Here is a 22,287-nt window from a genome sequence, read left to right as displayed (position 1 = left end):
GGGGCGCATGGCGTCCCCGCGTGAACTCGGGTTGTTAATGCTGTCCGACGTGAATCACGGGGAGGGGTGGCCATGATGGATCCGCAGGCGTGGCGCAGGCTCTCGGAGCGGCTCGGGGTGGCGCATTCGATCATCCAGGCTCCGATGGCAGGGGGCCTGACGCCGCCGGAGTTGGTCGCGGCCGTGTCCGAAGCCGGTGGCCTGGGCTCACTGGGCGCCGCGTACGTTCAGCCGGAGGACATCGTCCAGCAGGCCCGCGCGGTGCGCTCCCTCACCTCACGGCCCTACGCCATCAACCTCTTTGCGCCACAGCCCGCGGTGGCTCCCGCGGATCCGGGTCCCACGCTCGCCATCCTTGAGCGCTTCCATGCGGCGCTGGGGTTGCCTCCTCCCGTGATTCCGGCGGCGGCGATGCCGGACTTCGCGAAGCAGGTGGAGGCCGTGCTCGACGCGGCGCCCACGGTGTTCAGCTTCACCTTCGGCATTCCGCCCGCGCCGGTGCTGGAGGCGTTCCGGTCGCGCGGCATCCTCGTTGTGGGCACCGCGACGAACGTGCGCGAGGCCCAGGCGCTGGAGGCCGCGGGCGTGGATGCGATTGTCGCGCAGGGTTCGGAGGCGGGAGGCCACCGGGGCTCGTTCGGCGGTTCGTTCGATGCGGGCATGGTGGGCACGATGGCGCTCGTGCCGCAGATGGTGGACGCCGTGCGGGTGCCGGTCATCGCCAGCGGCGGCATCATGGACGGACGCGGCATCGCGGCGGCCCGGATGCTGGGGGCTGCGGCCGTGCAACTGGGCACGGCGTTCCTGCGGTGCCAGGAGTCCAGCGCGGCGGCGGCCCACAAGGCGCTGTTGCGCGAGGCCCGGGATGAGTCGTCACGCATCACCCGCGCCTTCTCCGGACGTCCGGCCCGCGCGATTCCCAACGACCTGACCACCACGCTGGAGGAGGCTGGAGCCATCCTGCCCTTCCCGCAGCAGCACGGCGCCACGCGCACGCTGAGGGCCGCGGCGTCGAAGCAGAACGACACGCGCTTCATGGCCCTGTGGGCGGGGCAGGGCATTGGCCTGTCGCGAGAGGGTTCTGCTGCGGACCTGGTGCGCGCCCTGGTGGCGGAGACCGACGCCGCGCTGTTCGCCGTGCGCGGCTGACTCAGGACGTGGAGGGCGGGCCCATGCTCCGGCCCGCGATGCGCTGGCGCAGCGCCACGAAGTACATGCTGCAGAAGGTGGCCACGAGGACCGCGGCTTCATCCCAGTAGTCCAGCGGCTCCTCGTTCTCGTCCAGCAGCGACAGGCTGAGCAGGCACAGCACCACGTGCACGGCGAATACGGGCAGCGACGCCTGTCCCAGCGCCTCCAGCACCTTGGGGCGCAGCCAGCGGAACAGGCGGGGCGCGAGCCAGCTCGCGAGCAGCGCCACGGCCAGGAAGTTCACGAGCCGCAGCGGCGCGAGCGACCACTTGTCGAACAGCACCCCCGCCGCGCCCAGGTCCACGTCGAGGTGGCGCACGACGAAGAACCCCAGGCTGACGACGATGGCGCCCGTGAGGAGCCGGCGGGACACGGGCTCGCGCTGCTCCGGCGCCGTGGCGCGGGCCACGCCCATCCACACCCCGAGCACCCACAGGAACTGCCACGCGAACAGGTCGAACGCGCCCGACAGGTCGATGCTCAACGGCGGCCACGGCAGCACGGGGATGGCGACGAGCAGGTCATACAGGGCGCGCTTGAGGCCGACCTGCGCCCAGACCCAGATGAGGGCGCTCAGCCCCAGCACCCGCGACCAGCCCTCCTTGCGCGCACCGAGCAGCACGGCGGGGGTGAGCAACAGCAGCACGACATAGAGCGGGAGGATGTCGAGCAGCGGGGGACAGTAGAGGAGGAACAGGCTGCTCCACAGGGCGGTGAACGGGTCCTGATGGAAGAAGCCCAGCAGGTTGTGGATGGCGGGCCTGCGCGCGGCGACGCCCAGCGCGGCGATGATGGTGAACGCGAAGGAGAGCAGGGCGACGTGGTAGCCGTACACCTTGAGGGCGCGGCTCCAGAGGCTCTTGAACATCGCGGCCGTGCCCGGCTTCTTCGCGTGCACCACGCCCACGAGGAACGCGGAGAGGAACACGAAGCCCTCGGCGGCGGACACGAAGCCGAACGGCTGATTGCCGATGACACTCAGCCGGGTGGGCAGGTGCGTCAGCGTCATCAGGACGAGCAGCACTCCGCGCAGGCTGTCGAACTCAGGGCGGCGTTTCATGGTGGGTAGACTCGCTTCACCCATGCCACAGCCCCACGCCCCGGGTAAACCGCACCGGCCTCGCGGATCCAGTGTCACTGTCCAGATGACGCACATGGCTGTCATCGCGTGGCTGCTGCTCGTGGGGACCGGCTGCGCGGCGTCCCGCAGCGTGCGGCTCGACACGGGCCAGGGACCCGCCCGTGTCCACACGCCGCGACGGGACCTCCGGCCCGTTGAATTGGACGAAGATGCCTTCGCGTCCGCGGTCACGGGGCTCGCACGCACCGCGCCTGTTGCCTCGCGCCCCGTGGAGGCGGCCCGCCGGCTGCTGGCGGCTTCGCTTCCGTCACGCCCCTACGCACACGTGCGTGGGCACCTGGGGCTCATCTCCGTGCAGGAGCCCGTGCGCGGACACCTCCGGCTCAACGATGCACCGGAGGCGGAGCTGGCGGCGGCGTATGGCCGGTGGTGCAAGCGCAAGGCGCTCTCCGGAGATTGTCTCCACCTGCTGGAGCGCGGGTCCACGCTGGATGAGGACGGCAAGCGGACGCTGGCCTTCTCCATCGCGTTGGACTCGGTGTGGGACGAGACGGAGGACGCGCTGCGCGGCATGACGGACCGTGGGGCCGTGCTCTCCATGATCGTCACGACCAGCGCCCTGTATCTGGGCCTGTGGCTGTTGCCGGAGCCGGTGTCCAAGGGCGTCGCGGCGACGATGACGGCGGTGCTCATCGCCTACCTGGGCGTCGACACGGTGTGGAGCCTCATCCAGGGATGGATGCGGCTCGCGGAGGCGGTGGCGGAGGCCACGACCTTCGACGCGCTCCGGGACGCGGGAGAACAGTACGGCGAGGTGATGGGCCAGAACGCCGCGCGGGCCTTCGTGATGCTGGCCACTGCGGCGCTGGGCAGCACTGCTGAGACACTGGCCGCGAAGGTGCCCACGCTGCCCGGTTCGGCGCAGGCGTCACTCGTGGGCGTGGCGGAGGGCGGCTTCCGGCTGGGCGCGGTCGCGCAGGTGGAGTCCGTCGCCGTGTCCACGACGGGTGACGTCCTCCTCACCCTGGCGCCGGGCGCGGTGGCGACCGGCGGGCCCGTGGAGGTGAAGGGGCCGAAGCACCACATCGCGTCCGACAAGTTCAGCACGTCCACCGCGAACGGAGGCCCGTGGACGCCGCGCTACCAGCGGATCTTCGACAAGGCAGGGATGTCGCTGAACGATCCCGAGAACCAGGTGGATGTTCCCGGCCACCGTGGCCCTCATCCTCGCGAGTACCATGAAAGAGTCCATCAACGGCTTGAGCAGGTAACGGCGACCTGCAAAACCATCGACCAATGCCGAGAGGCGTTGCAAGGTGCGCTACGCGCTCTGGCGCGTGAGATCGTCCAGGAGGGCAGTTTCCTCAACAAGCTGGTGACCCGCACGCAGTGAGTGCACGAACCCGACCCATGTCCTTGCGATATTTCGAACTCGCTGATGACGTGTACCTCGAGGGCCGCTGGGAACTGGGCCATCCACAGGACGCCCAGGGGCGGGACCTTGAGGACTCCTGGCAGTTCCGGATGGGCCGACCGAGTTCATGGGAAGGAAGCTTGCGCATCCCGGTGGAGGTTCCAGGCAACGCGCTCGACTACTCCCACGCGGCGTTCAGCACTCCGGTGGTCACCTCGCGGGTGGCATCCATCTTCGAGCAACTGGCTCCAAACGACATCCAGCTCTTCCCCGTGGACATCGAGGGACAGCCCGGCGACTTCTTCATCCTGAACGCCATCCGCCGAGTGAACTGCATCGATGACGAGGCCTCGGAGGAGGCGCGGTACTGGACGCCCAGGGATGGGCTGACGGAGAAGGTAGGGACCTATCTCTCCGTGTGGGGCATGCGCATCGACACCACGCGGCTCGGCAGCGCGCGGGTCTTCCGGCCGCTGCACTGGGAAGTGGTCCTCGTCATTCCGGAGGACATCAAGCTCGCGCTGGAGGCCATCAACGCCACGGGCGTGAGGTTCAAGGACGTGTCCCCGCTCCGCTGATTTCCGCGCCTGCGTGCGTCACGGCGGCTGTCCGCCAGGTTGCTTGTTTCCGGGGGGCCGGTTGCAATCAGGGCTCACCCGGCTACATTCAGCACTTCACCGCAGCCGCAACCCCCGGGTCCCTCGTCAGATGACGGTTTCGCTCACAGCCTGCCTGCAGCGTGCTCCGCGCCGGATTTCCGTGCGCCGGACGCTGCCCGCGCACGGCCGAGCCACCGCCTGGCTTGTCACCCACGCCGCCCGTCTCGCGTAGTTCACGACGGACGGCGTCCGCTCCACCCCCACTGAACCTTCGCGCCACGCACGCCCACCTTTCCAGGTGTGCGTGCCATCCCCACTCCCCTTCCCACAGGAGGCAATCGCCATGACCCACGACCATTCCCTCATCGTCACCGACACGGACCTCCAGCGCCTGGAGCGCGTCGTCGAGCAGTACGGCAACGCCCGCAACGCCGAACTCGTGGAGCAACTGGAGTCCGAGCTCGCCCGCGCCGTCGTCACGTCCTCCACCGCTGTTCCCCGCGACGTCGTCACCATGAACAGCACCGTCGTCTATGAGGACGAGGAGGCCGGCGAGACGCGCGAAGTCACGCTCGTCTACCCCAAGGACGCCAACAGCGACGCCGGCCGCATCTCCATCCTCGCCCCCGTGGGCAGCGCCCTGCTGGGCCTGTCCGTGGGCCAGACCGTGGAGTGGCCCCTCCCCCAGGGCCGCACCCGCCGCCTGCGCATCCTCGCCGTGCCCTACCAGCCGGAGGCCGCCGGGCACTTCCACCTGTAGGCCCCGCGTCCTCCCATGACGCGTCAGCGCCGTGCCCATGGCCCGCGCTGACGCGTCATGCCCACCCCGGACAGGCAGGCCCTCCGCCGCATCCCCGCGTGATTGCTGAACGTCGTCTTCCGGACACCTCCTGGCCCCGGGCGTGCAGACGTCCGCGCACCCCTCGCCCTGGCGAAGGGACGCGGGCCGCTCTCACGCCCGCGTGTGCATGTGGAGGAACGCTTGTTCGCACGAAGGCATCACCTGGGGCTCGGAGGACTGGCGGTCCTCTGCGCCTTCAGCGCCCAGGCCCAGAGCAGCATCCCGGGCATTGAACTGGAGCGCCTGCAGCTCAACCCCGGCATGCGCGACAGCCTCGTGCTGTCCACCGGTGACCTGCTCCCCGCGGGTCAGTTCCGCATCGGGTTGACCGCGCACTACGAGAACCGGCCCCTCGTCCTGGTGGAGGACGGCGAGCGGCAGGCCGACATCGTCTCGAACCGCGTGACGGCGCACGTGAGCGCGGCGTACTCCCTTACGAACTGGCTGGAGCTGGGCGCGCAGGTGCCCATCGTCGCCCAGTGGGGGCCGGAGACCGCGTCGAATGGCGTGTCCCGTCCCACCACCAGCGCGCTCGGCACGCCGTGGGTCCAGGCCCGCGTGGGCTTCCTCGCCGAGGACCGGGGCGGGCCGCTGGACCTGGCGCTGCACCTGGGCGCGGCCCTGCCCCTGGGCAACAAGGCCGCCCTCACCCGCGACGAGGGCTTCACCTTCTCCCCGCGCCTGGGCGCCGGCAAGCAGTTGGGCGGCACCTTCCGCGTGGGCGCGGACGTCGGCGCGCTCGTGCGCACGAAGACGTACGCGCTGACGCCGCAGACGCAGCCCCCCCTGGACGAGATGGGCGTGGAGCTCAACGGCGGCGTCAACCTGTCCGCCGGCCTCTGGGGCCTGCGCGAAGAGGTCATCGTGCGCGGCACCGTCCCCACGCAGGACTCGCCCAGCTCGCTGGAGGCGCTCCTGGGCCTGCGCGTCCCCTCCGCGGACGGCACCGAGGTGTACGTCATGGGCGGCCCGGGCTTTGGCCAGACGCCGGGCACGCCGCGCTTCCGTGTGCTCGCCGGGGTGTCCTTCGGCACGCCGCCCGCGCCCCAGGGCCCCGTCTGCATCGCGGGCCAGCCCCACGTGGCCGCCGAGTGCCCCGACCTGGATGCCGACGGCGACGGCGTGAAGAACCGCGACGACGCGTGCCCCACGACGGCGGGCCTGGCGCAGCTCCAGGGCTGCCCGGACAAGGACGACGACCAGGACGGCATCCCCAACCTGGCGGACCGGTGCCCCACGCAGGCGGAGAACAAGAACGGCTTCCAGGACGAGGACGGCTGCCCGGACGACCCCGACTCCGACGGGGACGGCATCGTGGACTCCAAGGACCAGTGCCCCAAGGAGCCGGAGACGTTCAACCGCTACAAGGACCAGGACGGCTGCCCGGACGTGGAGCCGGACCGCGACGGTGACGGCATCGTGGACCGCCTGGACAACTGCCCCGACGAGCCCGGCACCGAGGCGAACGGCGGCTGCAAGGAGGCGCCCGTCGCGCGCATCGACGCCGGGAGCATCCGCATCCTCGAGGCGGTCTTCTTCGAGAACAACAAGGCCGTCATCCAGAAGCGCAGCCACGCGGTGCTCGACAAGGTCGCGGCCATCCTCGTGTCCCACCCGGACATCGAGAAGGTGCGCGTGGAGGGCCACACCGACAACACCGGCAAGGCCGACTACAACCTGGACCTGTCCCAGCGGCGCGCCGAGGCGGTGGTGGACTACCTGGTGAGCAAGGGCGTGCAGCGCGAGCGGTTGGAGGCGAAGGGCTTCGGGCCCACGCAGCCCATCGCGGACAACGCGAAGGCGGACGGCCGCGCGAAGAACCGCCGCGTCGAGTTCAAGATCGTCGGAGAGGCCGAGGGCGTGCAGACGGCGCCGGCCTCCTCCTCTTCCCCCGACACCCTCCGGAAGTAAGGCGGACCGTTCATGTTCAAGACCCTGATGCCTTCCCTCCGGGGAGATTCATCCCGCATGGCCCTGCGCACGGGCCTGCACATGCTGGCCCTGTGCTCGCTGTTCCTCGTCGCCGGCTGCGAAGCGCGCTCCTCCACTCCCGGACCCGTGCTCACGAGCCAGGCATCCGCGCTCGTGGGGGACGGCCGGCTCCAGCCCGGCGAGCAGTGTGACGACGGCAACACGGCGAGCGGGGACGGCTGTTCGTCCACCGGCACCGTGGAGGCGGGCTACCTGTGCCACGTGCCCGGCAACGCGTGCTCGCTGGCCAGCCTGTGCGGCGACAACACGGTGAACCCCGGCGAGCTGTGCGACGACGGCAACACGACCGACGACGGCAACGGCTGTTCGGCCACGTGTGACCTGTCGCTGTGTGGCAACGGCGCGTTCGACAACCGGCAGTACCCGTCCTACGCGCAGGAGGTCTGCGACGACGGCAACCGCTTCGAGGGCGACGGGTGCAGCCGCCAGTGCGAGGTGGAGCCCGGCTTCGCCTGCGCGGGCAGCCCCAGCCGCTGCGTGAGGGCGGGCGTGGCGGTGTTCAACACCGGCGTGGACGCGCAGAACCGCCGCCTGCCCGCGGGCGCGGTGGATCCGCACTGGTTCTACGCCGGCACCACCACCGGCGCGGACACCGGCGTGCGCAACGCCAACGACTGGCCGCTGGAGATGCAGACCGCGCGCTTCATGGCGCCCCAGGGCGCGCAGACGTGCGTGTACCAGGACTTCCTCATCCCCTCGACGACGAACATCGCGCAGTTCCGCCTGCGCCTGGCCACCTTCAATGACAACCAGTTCGACGGCGCCAGGGTGAACGGCGTGGCCATCACCCCCGTCACCGTGAGCGAGCCCCCCGGCCAGCCCTGGCAGAAGAACATCTTCCGCGAGTTCGGCACCCAAGCGGCCTGGCACCCGGGCCTCAACCGCATCGAGCTGTGCAACGAGAACGCCGCCAGCCCGCCGAACGCCTTCCGCTACCTCTTCGTGGACGCCTACGACGACCGCTGCGGTGACGGCGCCATCTCCCCGCGCGAGGAGTGCGACGACGGCAACACGAACAACAACGACGGTTGCAGCGCCACCTGCGGCATCGAGCCCGGCTACGGCTGCGCCGGGGCGCCCAGCGCCTGCGCGAAGACGTGCGGCAACGGCAACCTGAACCCCGGCGAGCAGTGCGACGACGGCAACACCACCGCCAACGACGGCTGCGACGCGAGCTGCCGCGTGGAGGACGGCTACGCCTGCCCCACGCCGGGCCAGGCGTGCGTGGCCTCCTGCGGCGACGGCGTCCTCAACGCGGGGGAGCAGTGTGACGACGGCAACGTGTTCAGCTCCGACGGCTGCTCCGCGGCGTGCCGCATCGAGACGGGCTCCTCCTGTAGCGGCGCCCCGTCCGTCTGCGCCCCGCTGTGCGGCAACGGCGTGCTCAACGCCGGTGAGCTGTGCGACGACGGCAACACGCACCTGAACGACGGCTGCTCCAACGCCTGCACCCTGGAGCTGGGCTATGCCTGCGCCACGCCGGGCCAGCCCTGCGCGAAGACGTGCGGCAACGGCGACGTGGACCCGGGCGAGCAGTGCGACGACGGCAACCTCACCTCCGGCGACGGCTGCGCCACCGAGTGCCGCGTGGAGGACGGCTACGCCTGCTCCACGCCGTCCAACGGCCCCTCCGTGTGCGCCCAGTCGTGCGGCAACGGCACCCTGGATGCGAACGAGACCTGCGACGACGGCGACACGTCCTCCGGCGACGGCTGCTCCAGCGGCTGCCGCGTGGAGCCGGGCCATGGCTGCTCGGGTCAGCCCAGCACCTGCGCCACCCTCTGCGGTGACGGCCTCCGCGCGGGCGCCGAGTCGTGCGACGACGGCAACACGGTGGCGGGCGACGGCTGCGACGCCACCTGCGCCGTGGAGCCGGGCTTTAGCTGCCCCGTCCCCGGCACCGCGTGCCTCGCCACCTGCGGCAACGGCGCGCTGGAGGCCGGTGAGCAGTGCGATGACGGCGACGCCGCCAGCGGCGACGGCTGCAACGCCATCTGCGCCGTGGAGCCGGGCTGGAGCTGCAGCGGCGCGCCCAGCGCCTGCGGCACCACGTGCGGCGACGGCGTCCGCGCGGGCGCCGAGGTGTGCGACGACGGCAACCTGGTGGGCGGCGACACCTGCTCGCCGCGCTGCCTGCTGGAGGTGGGCCAGACGTGCAACGCGTCCAACGTCTGCGAGGCGTACTGCGACCCGGTCTCCCAGCAGTGCGTGGCGCAGCAGCCCGAGCCCGTGACGCCGACCCCGGTCATCACCGGCCCCGTGGCGAACAGCACGGTGTCCACCGGCACGCCTCCCATCACCGGCACCGGCGAGCCCGGCGCCGAGGTGACGGTGCGCGAGGGCTCCACCGTCCTCTGCACGGCCACCGTGGACGCGGCCGGCCACTGGACCTGCACGCCCACGACGCCGCTGGTGGATGGCCCGCACTCCGTGACGGCCACGGCGAAGGGGCCCACGGGCAGCCCCAGCTTCCCGTCCACCGCCGTCCCCTTCGTCGTGGACACGGAGGTCCCGGCCCCGGTCATCACCGGGCCGGAGGCGAACGCCACGGTGACCACCGGCACGCCCGCCATCACCGGCACCGGCGAGCCCGGCGCCGAGGTGACGGTGCGCGAGGGCTCCACCGTCCTCTGCACGGCCACCGTGGACGCGGCCGGCGCGTGGAGCTGCGTGCCCACGACGCCGCTGACGGACGGCCCGCACTCCGTGACGGCCACGGCCCGGTCGCCCGCGGGCGTCACCAGCCCTCCGTCCTCCACCGTCCCGTTCGTGGTGGACGGCGTGGTGCCGGACGCCCAGGCCCCGGACACCTCCATCGTGAAGGGCCCGGCGCCGATCACCTCCAGCCGCACGGCGGACTTCGAGTACGCCTCCACGGAGGAGGGCTCCACGTTCGAGTGCAGCCTCGACGGTGGCGCCTGGGGGCCGTGCAGCGACAGCTACACGGTGGGCACCGGGGACCATGTCCTGCGCGTGCGCGCCGTGGATGGTAGCGGCAACACGGATGAGACCCCCGCGGAGTACACCTGGACGGTGACGAGCACGCGCGCCTTCGCGGGTGGCGGGTGCAGCACCGCGCCGGATGCCTCCTGGCTGGCCCTCCTGGGCCTGATGGGAGTCCCGGGGCTGCGCCGCCGTCAGCGCCGCGCCGTCTAGCGCCGCATGGCCTTGAGGAGCCCGCCGGAGGGGCCGGCCTTCCCCTTCCCGGGAGCGCCCCCTCGCTCCCGCTCATGGCGCCCTTCCGGCGGCGCTCCCGTGTCCCCCGGCCTTCCCCGTATGCTCCCGTCCGTGCCCGGGGCAGGTCATCAGGAGTCGTACGAGGAGGAGGTCCTTCTCGCGCTGGACGAGGGGCTGCTGTCCTCCGAGGAGGCGGCCGCCCTGCGCGAGGAGGCCCTCCGCCTGCAACGCGGGCCCCTGGAGCTGTTGAAGGAGCGGGGCCGGCTGACGGAGGACACCCTGGACCTCTTGCGGCAGGACCTGGCTCGCGGCACGGACCGGGGTGAAGTCCCCATCCAGGAGGCCGCCACGCTGGGCACGGCGGTCCCGTCCTCGCTGGCCGTGGAGGGCGTGCCCGCCTTCCCGGTGCCCGGCTGGGACCGCTACGAGCCCGTGCGCTTCCTGGGGCAGGGCGGCATGGGGCAGGTGTTCCTGGCCTATGACCCGCTCCTGCGCCGCAACGTGGCCCTCAAGTTCGTGCGCGACGGGGACCCGGAGCTGGCCCGCCGCTTCCTGTCCGAGGCCCGCGCCCAGGCCCGCGTGCGCCACGAGCGCGTGTGCGAGGTCTATGAAGTGGGCGAGGTGCGCGGGCACGCCTTCATCGCCATGCGCTACGTGGAGGGCCCGTCGCTGGGGCAGCTCTCCCAATCGCTCACGCTGGAGCAGCGCGTCTGGGTGCTGTGCCAGGCCGCGGAGGGCGTGCACGCCGCGCACCGCGTGGGGCTGGTCCACCGCGACCTGAAGCCCGGCAACATCCTGGTGGAGCGCACGGAGGACGGAGGCTTCCTCCCGTTCGTGATGGACTTCGGCCTGGCGCGGGACTGGCGCGAGGACAGCGCCACCCCGAACGCGGTGCTGGGCACACCGCACTACATGCCGCCCGAGCAGGCCCGCGGCGAGGGCCACCGCCTGGACCGCCGCGCGGACGTCTACGCGCTGGGCGCGACGTTGTATGCGCTGCTCACCGGGCAGCCTCCCTTCACTGGTGGGACGGAGAAGGAGGTGCTCGCGAAGCTCCAGACGGAGCCGCCTCCGCGTCCGCGCGCGCTGGAGCCGGACATCCCGGAGGACCTGGAGGCGGTGGTCCTCAAGTGCCTGGAGAAGGAGCGGCCCCTCCGCTACGACTCCGTGCGCGCCTTCACGGAAGACCTGGAGCGCTTCCTCTCCGGCGAGCCGGTGCGGGCCCGTCACGGCGCGCGCTACTGGCTGGGCAAGAAGGTCCGCAAGCACCGCGCGGCGCTGGCGCTGGGCGGCACGGTGGTGGCGGTGGTGGCCGGCGCGCTCACGCAGGCGCGGCTCGCGCGCGGCGAGGTGGCCGAGCGCGAGCGGCTGGCCCGCGCCTTCACGGAGCGCGTGGAGCGCATCGAGTCCTCGGCGCGCTACTCCGCCCTGTCGCGCCTGCACGACACGCGCAAGGACCGCGAGGCCTTGCGCGCGAGCATGGCCGCGCTGGAGGCGGAGATTGCCCGCGCGGGAGCGCAGGCGGTGGGCCCCGGCGAGTACGCGCTGGGCCGCGCCCTGTTCGCGCTGGACGACCTGGACGGCGCGCGCGGGAAGCTGGAGGCCGCGTGGGCGCACGGCTACCGCGAGCCCCGCGTGGCGTGGGCCCTGGCGCAGACGCTGGGCCACCTGTACCGCGAGCAGTTGCTGCTGGACGTGGAGCGCCGCGCCCCCGCGCAGCGCGAGGCCCGCCTCAAGGAGCTGAACGGGCGCTACCGCGACCCGGCGCTCGAGTACCTGCGTCAGGCGGAGGGGCCGGACGTGCCCGCGCCGCCGTCGTTCGTGAAGGCCCTGTTCGCCTTCTACGAGGACCGCCCGGAGGACGCGCTGGCGCTGCTGGACGCGCCGGGCACGCAGTCGCCGTGGTTCTACGAGGCGCCGCTCCTGCGCGGCGACATCCTGCTCGCGCGCGCCACGCGGCGCTGGAACGGCGGGGACCGCGCGGGCGCCCAGGCGGACCTGGCGCTGAGCCGCGAGGCGTACGCCGCCGCCGTCGCCACGGCGGAGAGCCATCCTGTCGTGCACTCGGTGCTGGGGCGGCTGGAGCTGGCCGCGCTGGTGATGGAGCTGTACGGCGAGGGCAACGTGCTGCCGCACTACGAGCGGGGCCTGGAGGCGCTGTCGCACGCGCTCGCCGCCGCGCCGGACCACGCCCGCTCGCTGGTGCTGGTGTCGCGCTTCCACCGCCGGCTCGCGGAGCAGCGCACGAACCAGGGCGGGGAGGGCGTGGAGGCGCTGCTGGAGAAGTCCCTGGCCGCGCTGCGCACCGCGGAGGCCGTGGCCACGCCGAGCGACCGCATCCCGCTGGAGCGGGCCCTGACGCACCGCCAGTGGGCGCGCTACCAGCAACTGCACGGGGAGGACCCGCGAGGGCAGTTGAAGCTCGCGATCGCCTCGTTCGAACAACTGCGCCCGGAGGACCGCGACTACGCGTTCCACGCCAACCTGGGCCTCGCGTGGCAGGGGCAGGCGGACGCGGAGGCCGCGCGCGGCGGGGACGTGGTGCCGCTGTTGGACAAGGCCATCGCCGAGTACCAGGCGGCGCTCCAGTTGAGCGAGCAGCAGCCGTTCTCGTGGATCAACCTGGGTGTGGCGTACCGCAAGCGGGCGGATGCCCGGAACGCGCCGGATGCGACGGGCGACCTGCGCCGCGCGAACAGCGCGCTGACGCGGGCCCTGTCCCTCAACCCGGACAACTTCGGCGCGTGCTTCAACGGCGCGGAGGTGGCGGAGCAGCTCGCGCGGGCCCGCTACCTGAAGGGCGAGGACGTGAGCGTGGACCTGGAGCGCGCCCTGGCGCTGTACCGGCAGGGGCTGGCGCTCAACGCGAAGCAGCCCGCGCTCCACAACGCGCTGGGCTCCGCGGTGTTCTGGCAGGCGGAGCTGCGCGCGGAGGAGGGCGGCGACACGAGGGCCCTGCTCGACGAGGCGAAGGCGTCCTTCGAGAAGGCCCGCGCCCTGGCGCCCACGCAGGGCTTCGCCTTCAACAACCTGGGCGAGTGGGAGGTCTTCCACGCGGAGCTCCAGCTCGCGAAGGGCGAGGACCCGAGCGCCGCGCTGCGCGCCGCGGTGGATGACTACACGCAGGCGCTGAAGCGGCTGCCGGACGACGCGGACCTGCTGGCGAACCTGGGCAAGGCCTGGGTGCGGCAGGCAACGTGGACGCTGTCGCAAGCGCGAGACCCGGCGGCGGACCTCACGAAGGCGGAGGCGGCGCTGAACCAGGCTCGAGAGCTGAACCCGCGCCTAGGCAATGCCTGGCGCTACCTCGCGGAAGCCTCGGGCGTGCGTGCGCGCTGGATGGCGAAGGGCCACGGCGCGGCAGGCGAGTTCACGCGCGCGGCGCAGGCCTTTGATGAAGCGATGAGGCTCGACCCGAGGCTGGAGTACCGGCTCGCGGCGGCGGAGCTCCACGGCGCTTGGGCGCGGTGGCGCATCCAGGAGGGGCAGGACGCCGCGGCCGGGCTGAAGCGGGGGCTGGAGCTGGCCGACGCGGTGGTGACGGCCCGTCCCCGGTGGCTCCATGCGCGCGAGGTGCGGGACGGCCTGCGGTCACTCCTCGACGGGGCCCGCGCTCCGTCCGGGGAGTCTGTGGCTGACGCCCCCGCGCCCTGAAGTCCATGGGCGCGCACCGCAGTGCAGCCCCGGACGCGTCAATGACAGGACGCGGCCCGGGGCTGACGTGTCCGGTGCCCTACCGGAGCAGCTCCTTCGGCGGGTCGCTGGTCACGTCGATGCCGCCGTTCTTCCGGTCCAGCTCGATGGGACCGACCTTGGCCTCGCTCCGGGTGCTCGACCCGTCGTCGATGGTCGCGTCGAACGCGTAGATCCGCTTCAACGCCGTCACCGAGACGGTCAGCGGGGAGGTCACCAGCGCGTGGGTCCCCCCGAGCTCGTACGGGTACGGGTTCGTGGCGGAGACGGTGAGGCAGTTCCCGGAGGGGAACGTGACGGTGGCGGTGTAGGAGGCAGGGTAGCTGCCCATCGAGAAGACAACCGTGTCACCGTGTTTCACTTCCGGGCCGGGGCTGTAGCTGATGGGATCCGTGGAGAGGTCGACTGTGATGGTGGCCATAGGTCCGCACAGCATTGCAGCCCCTGTACCAACATGCATTTCCCGGAGCGCCCCCCGGATGTTTCACGCCCGCGCGCTCCCGGACGCGTCCGTGACACGTCACCGCCCGGGAGCTGACGTGTCCGGCGCCTACCGGCGCGGCTCCTTCGGCGGGTCGCTGCTCACGTCGATGCCGCCGTTCTTCCGGTCCCACTCGTGGCCCTTGCGCGCCTGGGACTCCTGGCCGTTGTTGAAGTCCACGTCGAAGGCATAGACCCCGCGCGCGGCCGTCAGGGCGACGGTCAGGGGCGCGGTCGCCATCGTCGCGCCGCCCAGCGTGTACGGGCCGGACGTGGTGAGGCAGGTGCCATTGGGGAACGACACGGTGGCCGTGGCGTTGAGCGCGTTGCCCAGCGTGAAGACCACCGCGTCGCCGTGCTTCACATCCGGGCTGGGGTTGTAGCTGACAGGGGTCGTGGAGACGTCGATGGTGAGGGTGTTGGTCATGGTGCCCGCTGCCATTGCAGACACCGTACCAGCTCAGCTCGCGTCCAATCCCAGCTCACGCACCCGGCGCTGGAGCGCGCGGCGGGAGACCTCCAGCTTCTGCACCATGCGGTCCAGGTCACCCTCGCACTCGTGGAAGCAGCGGGTGATCTCCTCCGGGCTCAGGTCGCGCGCGGTCCGCAAGAGCGAACTCTTGTCGATGAGCACGTACACGGAGGAGCGCGGGATGCCCAGCCAGTCCGCCGTGGCCTTCAAGTCCCAAGCACAGGCGCGCAGGGCCTCCAGCACCTCCTGCTCGCTCACCTCCGAAGGCTTGCGCCGCGCGGGGGCGCGCGTCTCCGAAGGCGCGGGCGTGTCCTCCGAGGCAGGGGAGGGCGCCTGCTCCGTCAGGGGCTGGCCGGGGATGGGGAGCGCGTCCGCGTCCAGCGACTGCTCCAGCCGCGCATCCACGCGCAGCCCCGGCAGCCCCCGGCTCCCAATCACGAGCTGCCGCGCGATGTTGCGAAGCTGCCGCACGTTGCCGGGCCACGCGGAGCGCACCAGCCGCGCGGCGAGCGACGCGGGCAGCCACGGCTCCGCCCTTGCGTCCGAGGAGCTCAGCCGCCCCGCCTCGCCCGTGGACTCCAGCTCCTGGCGCGCGAAGTGGAGGAACAGCGGCGCGATGTCCTCGCGGCGCTCGCGCAGCGGGGGCACGGTGATTTCGAAGCCCGCCAGCCGGTGCAGCAGCGGGGCCTTGAAGTGGCCGTCGCGGATGCGCGCCTCCAGGTCCGCGTCCGTGGCGGTGACGAGCCGCACGTCCACGCGCACCGGGCTCTGCGCGCCCACGGGATAGACCTCCTGGGTCTCCAGCACGCGCAGGAGCGCCGCCTGGACCTCCGGGGGCGCCTCCGCGACTTCATCCAGGAACAGCGTGCCGCCGTGGGCGGCGCGGAAGAAGCCCTCCCGGTCGCGCGCGGCGCCGGTGAACGCGCCCCGCACCGCGCCGAACAGCTCCGCCGCGATGAGGTCCTTGGCCAGGGCGCCCAGGTTGACGCTGACGAAGGGGCCCGCGCGGCGCGGGCTCCGCTCATGGAGCGCCTGGGCCACCAGCTCCTTGCCCGTGCCCGTCTCGCCCCGCACCAGCACGGGCACCTGGAGGTCGGCCACGCGCAGCACGTCCTCGCGCACGCGGACGATGCCCTCGCTGTCGCCCACCATGCCCAGCCCCGCCAGCTCCGTCGGGGCACCCCCGCCGCGCACGGTGGCCTGGTGCAGCAGCAGCGCCACGCGCCCGGCGAGCACCAGCGGCACGCCCGCCACCAGCGCCCGCGCGGGGAACTCCCGCCCGCCGCGCACCGGCTCGCCGCCTACCCACACCGGCGTCCCGCCCTCCGGCACCCGCAGCCGCACGCCGCCGTCCGGCCCCGCCTCGAAGCGCACCGGCGTGCGGCTGAGGAACGGGTCGCCCAGGGGCAGCGCCAGCACCGCGCCCGGGCGGCTGAAGTCCGGCGCGTTGCGCGACAGCGCCACCGCGCGCTCCGCGGACAGCAGCCCGTCCAGCAGCAGCCGCTCCCCGATGCGCTGGGGCTGGGCATGGCCAATGAGCGTCAACGCCGGCACCACCTGGGCGGCCTGTGACGGCGTGCCCTGCGTGCGGACGGCGGTCGTGGAGAAATCCGTGGGGTTCTTGGGCGGCATGGACGTCCCCGGCAGCCTACAACGGGCTGGCTGCCCCGGGGCCTGGCAGGCGGCGTTCCCCTGAAACCGACCCCACGGCTGCTCGCAAGCCGGGCACGGACGGCAGGGGCGCAAGCCACGCCCGCGCCCCGTCCGATGAATAGCTTTGTGACGCGTGCCGTGTGGATTTTCGAGAGAGCGCGACCTCCATGACTCCATCGACCTCGAACATCACCGTCTTCGGCGCCGTCCTCTTCGACCTGGATGGCGTCGTCATCGACACGACCGAGCTGCACTACCGCGTCTGGACGGAGTTCGCCCGCGAGCGGGGCTACGTGCCCACGCGCGAGCAGTTGCTCGCCACCAACGGCCGGCGGGCCGGGGAGACGCTGCGCGCGTGGTTCGGCGCGCGGTTGGGTGACGAGGAGGTGGCCGCGCTCACCGAGGACCGGGAGCGGGCCTTCCACCGGCTGCTCGACCACGAGCCCCTGTCCGCCGTGCCCGGCGTGGGCGCCTACCTGATGTCCCTGAAGCAGGCGGGCGTGCCCTGGGCCCTGGGCACGAGCGCCCTGGCGCGCAACGCGGAGCGGGCCCTGGCGCGCGTGGGGCTGGAGCACCTGTTCCCCGTGCGGGTGACGTCCACGGACGTGTCGCGGGGCAAGCCGGATCCGGAGGTGTACCTCAAGGCCTCCGCCGCGCTGGGCGTCCCGCCGCACGCCTGCGTGGTGTTCGAGGACGCGGTGGCGGGGCTCCAGGCCGCGCGGGCCGCGGGCGCGGCGTGTGTCGCCGTCGCCACGTCGTTCCCGCGCGAGGTCCTGGCGCGGGAGCGGCCGGACTGGCTGGTGAGGGACTTCCGGGACCTGCCGCAGGCGCTGCGCCCCGGAAGCCACGGCCTCACGGCGCCGACGGCACCTCACCCGTGAGCACGCAGATGAGCGCGTCCGGGTCGCACTTCACGGGGAACAGCGGGTTGATGCCGGAGCCGCGCAGCCGCCCCGCGTCGTAGTCCGCGTACGGGTCGCACAGCGCGTCGTCCGGCAGCTTCGTCTTGCTGTTCTGGCACTTCACCACCGGCCAGATGCCCTTCACGGCGTACTCGGCGCTGCAGCCGTTCTCCGCGTAGACCAGGTCCGCGGTGAACTGCGTGCCCGGAATCTCCGGCGTGTTGTAGATGCGCAGGTTGCTCCACGTGTAGCCGAAGTCCTGCGCGGGCAGCACTCCGCCGTCCGCCGCCGTGGACGCGGGCACCTCCAGCCGCGTGGGCGTCAGGTCCGGCACCGAGCAGAAGTGGTCCGCCCCCGGCGTCGCGGAGGCGAACGGCCCCACCGCGGTGGCGGACGCCTTCGAGTCCTCCGTCAGCCGGGACGCGAAGTCCTCCATCAGCTTGCCCAGCCGCGCGCTGCGCACGCCCACGGTGTCGGGCGCGGACGGGTCCGGGCTGAAGAACTTCTGCAGCCCCAGCGGCTCCGGCTTGAGCCGCGCGCAGACCGTGTCCGGGTTCTGCCCGGTCTTGAGCTGGTACGTCGCGGCGAACGAGCCGGTGGAGCCGTCCGACACGGCGCGGGCCACGACGCACTCGGGCTCCGGTTCACTGCCGCACGCGCCCACGGCGACGGCCGCCGCCGCGAGCCCTGCACTCACTGCCATCCAACGAAGCTTCATCGCGGGAGTCCTCATGGGCTTGGGCCTAGAAGCTGAGCTTCGCGCCCAGGCGGATGGAGCGCGGGGCCTGGTAGGCGGTGGGCCGCTTGAAGTTGGGGTTGATGTCCTGCACGCCGATGGGCAGCCCCGTGGCGGTGGAGATGACCTTGCAGTTGGGGTTGTTCTCGCCGAGGCAGGCGGTGAGGTCGTCCGGCTTGCCGCCCTGCTCGATGGCGTACACGCGCGTGGTGGTGAAGGTCTGGTCCACGTCCGTGTACTGCTGGAAATTGAAGAGGTTGAACACGTCCAGGGACACCGTGAGGACGTAGTCCTTCACCAGCCGCTGGTTGAGGCCCAGGTGCCCGTCCACGCCGTGCACCCAGGGCAGCCGGCCCGCGCTGCCGCGCGGCAGGATGAACGTCTCCGAGCCGCTGCGGCGCGGGTGCGCGCCCAGGTAGTTGAGCGGCGCGCCGGAGCGCGCCCGGTAGTTGCCGCCCACGTTGATGCTGGTGCGAGGCCCCAGCACCAGCTCCTTCGCGGCGAACACCTTGAAGGAGTGCGTGCGGTCCCCGGGGAGCTGGCCCTCGCGGTTGACGGTGAGCGACACCAGGTCGAAGTCGCGCGTGAGGTTGGGGGAGAGCTGGCCGGTGTCCGCGCGGAACAGGCCGGAGTAGTTCCCGCGCAGGGTGGACCAGGTGTAGCTGGCCTGGGCCAGCCACCCGTTGGTGAAGGCGCGCTGGAAGTAGAGGTTGACCGCGTCGTACTCGCGCCGGGCCAGCGGGAAGTCCGTGGAGTAGCCCTTGCCCGGGTTGCCCAGGAAGAAGGTGCTGCCGTCGTCGCGGCTCATGTCCTCGATGACGTCGTTGAGGTAGCGCCGGGTGTACGTGGCGCCCAGGCGGCTCGCGGTGAAGAGCTCGTACTCACCGCCCACCACGAACTCGTCCGCGGACTGGGCGCGAATCTGGGGGTCCACCGGCACGCGGTCTCCGCCCTGCGCGTCCCACAACTGGTTGGGGCTCTCGCGGTTGCCAATGGGCTGGCGGTTGGCGTTCTGGGTGCAGTCCCCCAGCAGCGAATCCTCCCGCGAGGGAACGCACGGAGGCGAGTCGTAGGTGGCGGAGAGCAACTGCTGCTGCGGGAAGGACAGGTCCGCCATGTCCAGGGGGACGTTCTCGAAGAAGCGCGCGAAGTTGGCGAAGAGCTTGGCGCGGCCGCTCTGCGTCGGGTCGTAGATGACGCCCAGGCGCGGGGACCACTGGTTGGGCAGGTGCAGGCCCACCTCGCCGTCCAGGCCGTAGATGGTCTGCACGTCGTAGCGCAGGCCCACGTTGACGGTGACCTTGTCCAGGACGGACCAACTGTCCTGGATGAAGCCGCCCACGGTGGTGGACGTGGAGGTGCCTTCCTTGTTGGGCAGGAACACCGGGAGGTCCGGCCCCTGGAGGTAGCCGTACTGGTTGAGGCTGAAGAAGCAGTCGCCGCCGGTGCACTCCTGCCAGGGCGTCAGGCCGGTGCGCGCGCGCTTGTTGTAGAAGCTCATCCGTTCGATGTCCGCGCCGGCCTTGAGGATGTGGTGGCCCAGGGCCTCCAGCAGGTACGTGCCCATCACCTTGCCCTGCACGCGGTCCAGCCGCTGGACGCTGATGGTGCCGGGGCCGCCGGTGGAGTAGGCCGTCACCGGGCAGCGCAGCCGCTGCTCCTCGGGCGTGGTGCCGCAGGCGTCCTCGGAGGGGAGCGTCTCGAACTCGTTGATGGTGTGGTAGCCGGGGTTGCGGGTGCGGCGCCAGGCGATGTTGGGCTTCGCGGACAGGCCCTCGCCGGAGCCCAGGCCGGAGCCGTCCGACGGGAGGATGGAGTCCGCCTGGTGGTGCCAGCCGAGCGTCGCGTCCACGAGCAGCTTCTTGTCGAAGAAGGACGACGCCTGCTTGGCGACGATGTCCATGGCGCTGTTGCTGCGGCGGGTGGCGATGGCCTCATACGCGCCCTGCACGAAGGCGGTGCACGACAGGCTGGTGCACACCTCCGGCTCGCCGTCGTCGCTGAAGGAGTACTTGCCGCTGCCGCCGGAGGAGCGCGGCGTGCCGAACACGGACACGGACAGGCTGTGGTCCGGGTTGAAGTTGTAGGTGAGCTTGCCCAGGTACTGCACGCTGCGCTCGTCGGCGAAGCGGCTGGTGCGGCTGCCGTCGATGGGCGTCACCTGGGAGAAGCCGGTGGTGGGGTCCTTGCGGCGCGCGCCCACGGCGGCGCAGCCGTTGGCGGGGTCCACCTCCGTGCACAGCTCGTAGCTGCTGAGCTGGCGGTCCACCTGGATGCGATTGAAGGACGGCGCGACGCCCACGTAGAACCAGAGCTTGTCCTGGAGCAGGGGGCCGCCCAGGTCGAAGCCGAAGTCGCCCAGGTTGTGGGCGCTGCCCTGCGCGGAGATGACGCTGCCCTCGCGCAGGATTTCCTTGCCGGAGGTCTGGAACGCGCCGGGCGCGTAGTTGGCGAACACGGAGCCGTGGAACTCGTTGGAGCCGGACTTGGTGACGACGTTGAGCACGCCGCCGGTGGAGCGGCCGTACTCCGGCATGTAGCCGCCGGTGATGACGTTGACCTCCTTGACGAACTCCACGGACAGGGGCGTGCCCAGCGTGCCCACGCCGGGGTCGTTCACGGACAGGCCGTCCACGACGTACTGGCTCTCAGGTGAGGAACTGCCGCTGATGCTCACGCCGTAGCGGTCCTCGGTGGCGCCGGGGGCCAGTTCGGCCAGGCCTTCGAAGGAGCGGGACGCGGAGCCCTTGGTGCCGGGGCGGATGACGGCGATGTTGCGGATGAAGTCCTGGTCCACGGTGACGCCCGCGGCGCTGGAGCCCACGTCCAGGGTCGGCGGCGAGCCGACGACCTCGATGTCGGAGCTCAGGGTGTCCGGCGCCAGCTCCGCGTTGAAGCGGATGGTGCGGTCGATTCGCAGCAGGATGCCGTCGCGGGCATAGGGCTGATAGCCCTGGGCCTCGAAGCGCAGGGTGTACGTGCCCGGCGGGAGCTGGGGGATGCGGTACAGGCCGCTCTTGTCGGTGAGCACGGTGCGCTCGCCCTGAAGCTGGGCCGAGGTGGCGGTGACCACGACGTCCACCAGGGGCTGCTTGTCGAGCGCGTTCTTCAGGGTCCCGGTGATGACCGAGTTGCCCTGGGCCCAGGCCCCGGCGCCCCACAACACGGCCATGAGCCACAGCCCACGGATGAAACGGATTCGTCTGGACACGTCTGCGCCCCTCCCGGCGAAGGGGGCGAACTTTGTCGCAAAACGTGAGAAATCCACCAGCCCAAATCACAAAGACTTTGCCGTCAGAATGGAAAATGGCTGGCCCGCTGCGTCAGGGATGTTCCAGGGCTCCGAAGTGAAGAGCGCGTGGAAGAGCGTGGTCTCCGGCGGCTTCATGAAGTTGACGTAGAGGGGGACGGGCGTCTGCGCGACTTCGAGCGGCAGCGCGGTGGCGCCGTAGTTCGCCTCAATGCGCTGCGCGACGACCTCCGCGATGCCTCGCAGCTCCATGGAAATGGGACCCAGGAACACCTTGGAGTCCAGGCAGCGCTTGCCCAGGTACTGATGCCGAACGCAGTGCACCGTGTAGACCGGGGCCAGGATGCTGAGATACCCGGCGACGGTCCAGATGAACTGAGGTCGGCTCATGATGCGCTCGTAGGGGGGATAGACGAGCGCGCCAAAGCTGGGGTTCGCCAGGGGCGGCGTGTAGTCCCACACCTTGCAATCAGGAAGCTCCTTTCTGAGCTCCCGGAGCAGCGCCCCCCAGCGGGGCCTCTCCGAATTCTTCTCCTCCCACAGTGCCTCGTAGCGAAGATCCTCGGCAGTGCGCTCCTGACGGAAGACATAGGCCTGGTCGGAGCCCCAGTAGCGACGAGCAATCGCGAGCAGGTCATTCGCGGAAGGTGTCATGGCTTCCTGGGCTCGGACTTGAGGCGGAGGGTTGCCGGGTGACACTTCTGCCTGACACGCGAGCCAAGGATGGCCCCATCAAGCGCGGTGCCCGCTCCTGTCGCACAGCCCGTGAGCAGCCACGCCAGTCCCAAGCATGCCGCCCGACTCGT

At 71.5% G+C, this 22,287-nt stretch carries 15 protein-coding genes; 8 read left to right on the top strand and 7 right to left on the bottom strand.

All coding sequences use genetic code 11. From position 1 onward, the window contains the following. The first annotated feature begins 72 nt into the window (after positions 1-72). Positions 73-1,149 carry a nitronate monooxygenase family protein gene (locus K8556_RS32600; protein WP_223744016.1) on the top strand — a complete coding sequence of 359 codons (1,077 nt, stop codon included), beginning with the start codon at positions 73-75 and terminating at the stop codon, positions 1,147-1,149. A gap of 1 nt (position 1,150) precedes the next feature. On the opposite strand, the gene opgC is transcribed toward K8556_RS32600, so the two are convergent. Continuing rightward, positions 1,151-2,251, bottom strand: coding sequence for an OpgC domain-containing protein (gene opgC / locus K8556_RS32595; RefSeq protein ID WP_223744015.1), 1,101 nt, complete (start codon positions 2,249-2,251; stop codon positions 1,151-1,153). A 94-nt stretch (positions 2,252-2,345) separates the two neighbouring features. Between opgC and K8556_RS32590 the strand changes: the two genes are divergently transcribed. The 6 genes from K8556_RS32590 (at position 2,346) to K8556_RS32565 (ending at position 13,949) form a co-directional block, all read left to right on the top strand. Further along, on the top strand, positions 2,346-3,665 hold the full coding sequence (locus K8556_RS32590; RefSeq protein WP_223744014.1) for an AHH domain-containing protein: 1,320 nt from the start codon (positions 2,346-2,348) through the stop codon (positions 3,663-3,665). A gap of 161 nt (positions 3,666-3,826) precedes the next feature. Then, entirely contained in the window at positions 3,827-4,264 is a 438-nt protein-coding gene (locus K8556_RS32585; protein WP_370640001.1) for an imm11 family protein, read from the top strand. 364 nt (positions 4,265-4,628) lie between these two features. After that, complete coding sequence (gene rnk / locus K8556_RS32580) at positions 4,629-5,045, top strand: nucleoside diphosphate kinase regulator (RefSeq protein WP_223744012.1); 417 nt, start codon at positions 4,629-4,631, stop codon at positions 5,043-5,045. 222 nt (positions 5,046-5,267) lie between these two features. Beyond that, positions 5,268-7,037 (top strand): OmpA family protein, encoded by a 1,770-nt coding sequence (locus K8556_RS32575; RefSeq protein WP_223744011.1) that lies wholly within the window; start codon positions 5,268-5,270, stop codon positions 7,035-7,037. Positions 7,038-7,094: 57 nt separating this feature from the next. Continuing rightward, the gene (locus K8556_RS32570) at positions 7,095-10,274 is read left to right on the top strand and encodes a DUF4215 domain-containing protein (RefSeq protein ID WP_223744010.1); all 3,180 of its coding nucleotides are present in this window, start codon (positions 7,095-7,097) and stop codon (positions 10,272-10,274) included. A gap of 132 nt (positions 10,275-10,406) precedes the next feature. Beyond that, complete coding sequence (locus K8556_RS32565) at positions 10,407-13,949, top strand: serine/threonine-protein kinase (RefSeq protein ID WP_223744009.1); 3,543 nt, start codon at positions 10,407-10,409, stop codon at positions 13,947-13,949. A 79-nt stretch (positions 13,950-14,028) separates the two neighbouring features. Here K8556_RS32565 and K8556_RS32560 read toward each other — a convergent pair whose 3' ends face one another. The 3 genes from K8556_RS32560 to K8556_RS32550 form a co-directional block, all read right to left on the bottom strand. Then, the gene (locus tag K8556_RS32560) at positions 14,029-14,409 is read right to left on the bottom strand and encodes a hypothetical protein (RefSeq protein ID WP_223744008.1); all 381 of its coding nucleotides are present in this window, start codon (positions 14,407-14,409) and stop codon (positions 14,029-14,031) included. Positions 14,410-14,538: 129 nt separating this feature from the next. Next, positions 14,539-14,895 (bottom strand): hypothetical protein, encoded by a 357-nt coding sequence (locus K8556_RS32555; protein WP_223744007.1) that lies wholly within the window; start codon positions 14,893-14,895, stop codon positions 14,539-14,541. Positions 14,896-14,928: 33 nt separating this feature from the next. Further along, positions 14,929-16,572 (bottom strand): sigma 54-interacting transcriptional regulator, encoded by a 1,644-nt coding sequence (locus K8556_RS32550; protein ID WP_223744006.1) that lies wholly within the window; start codon positions 16,570-16,572, stop codon positions 14,929-14,931. A gap of 188 nt (positions 16,573-16,760) precedes the next feature. Here K8556_RS32550 and K8556_RS32545 point away from each other — a divergent pair, with 188 nt between their 5' ends. Continuing rightward, positions 16,761-17,474, top strand: a complete 714-nt coding sequence (locus tag K8556_RS32545; RefSeq protein ID WP_223744005.1) for an HAD family phosphatase — start codon at positions 16,761-16,763, stop codon at positions 17,472-17,474. Here K8556_RS32545 and K8556_RS32540 read toward each other — a convergent pair. From K8556_RS32540 to K8556_RS32530, 3 genes are all read right to left on the bottom strand, one after another. Beyond that, positions 17,446-18,198, bottom strand: coding sequence for a hypothetical protein (locus K8556_RS32540; RefSeq protein WP_223744004.1), 753 nt, complete (start codon positions 18,196-18,198; stop codon positions 17,446-17,448). The two genes, K8556_RS32545 and K8556_RS32540, sit on opposite strands and share 29 nt — an antisense overlap. 40 nt (positions 18,199-18,238) lie before the next feature. After that, on the bottom strand, positions 18,239-21,403 hold the full coding sequence (locus K8556_RS32535; protein ID WP_255652789.1) for a TonB-dependent receptor: 3,165 nt from the start codon (positions 21,401-21,403) through the stop codon (positions 18,239-18,241). Between the two features lie 105 nt (positions 21,404-21,508). Next, on the bottom strand, positions 21,509-22,135 hold the full coding sequence (locus tag K8556_RS32530; protein WP_223744002.1) for a hypothetical protein: 627 nt from the start codon (positions 22,133-22,135) through the stop codon (positions 21,509-21,511). Positions 22,136-22,287 lie beyond the last annotated feature (152 nt).

Origin of the sequence: Corallococcus sp. AS-1-12, from assembly GCF_020036995.1 — a bacterium.
Lineage (GTDB): Bacteria > Myxococcota > Myxococcia > Myxococcales > Myxococcaceae > Corallococcus.
This window is presented reverse-complemented; position numbering and strand designations above follow the sequence as displayed.

Bases quoted from the DNA above. Each gene is read 5' to 3' on its own strand.
- K8556_RS32600 (WP_223744016.1), top strand. From the start codon at position 73: ATGATGGATCCGCAGGCGTGGCGCAGGCTCTCGGAGCGGCTCGGGGTG.
- opgC (WP_223744015.1), bottom strand. From the start codon at position 2,251: ATGAAACGCCGCCCTGAGTTCGACAGCCTGCGCGGAGTGCTGCTCGTC.
- K8556_RS32590 (WP_223744014.1), top strand. From the start codon at position 2,346: ATGGCTGTCATCGCGTGGCTGCTGCTCGTGGGGACCGGCTGCGCGGCG.
- rnk (WP_223744012.1), top strand. From the start codon at position 4,629: ATGACCCACGACCATTCCCTCATCGTCACCGACACGGACCTCCAGCGC.
- K8556_RS32570 (WP_223744010.1), top strand. From the start codon at position 7,095: ATGGCCCTGCGCACGGGCCTGCACATGCTGGCCCTGTGCTCGCTGTTC.
- K8556_RS32560 (WP_223744008.1), bottom strand. From the start codon at position 14,409: ATGGCCACCATCACAGTCGACCTCTCCACGGATCCCATCAGCTACAGC.
- K8556_RS32555 (WP_223744007.1), bottom strand. From the start codon at position 14,895: ATGACCAACACCCTCACCATCGACGTCTCCACGACCCCTGTCAGCTAC.
- K8556_RS32550 (WP_223744006.1), bottom strand. From the start codon at position 16,572: ATGCCGCCCAAGAACCCCACGGATTTCTCCACGACCGCCGTCCGCACG.
- K8556_RS32545 (WP_223744005.1), top strand. From the start codon at position 16,761: ATGACTCCATCGACCTCGAACATCACCGTCTTCGGCGCCGTCCTCTTC.
- K8556_RS32540 (WP_223744004.1), bottom strand. From the start codon at position 18,198: ATGGCAGTGAGTGCAGGGCTCGCGGCGGCGGCCGTCGCCGTGGGCGCG.
- K8556_RS32535 (WP_255652789.1), bottom strand. From the start codon at position 21,403: ATGGCCGTGTTGTGGGGCGCCGGGGCCTGGGCCCAGGGCAACTCGGTC.
- K8556_RS32530 (WP_223744002.1), bottom strand. From the start codon at position 22,135: ATGACACCTTCCGCGAATGACCTGCTCGCGATTGCTCGTCGCTACTGG.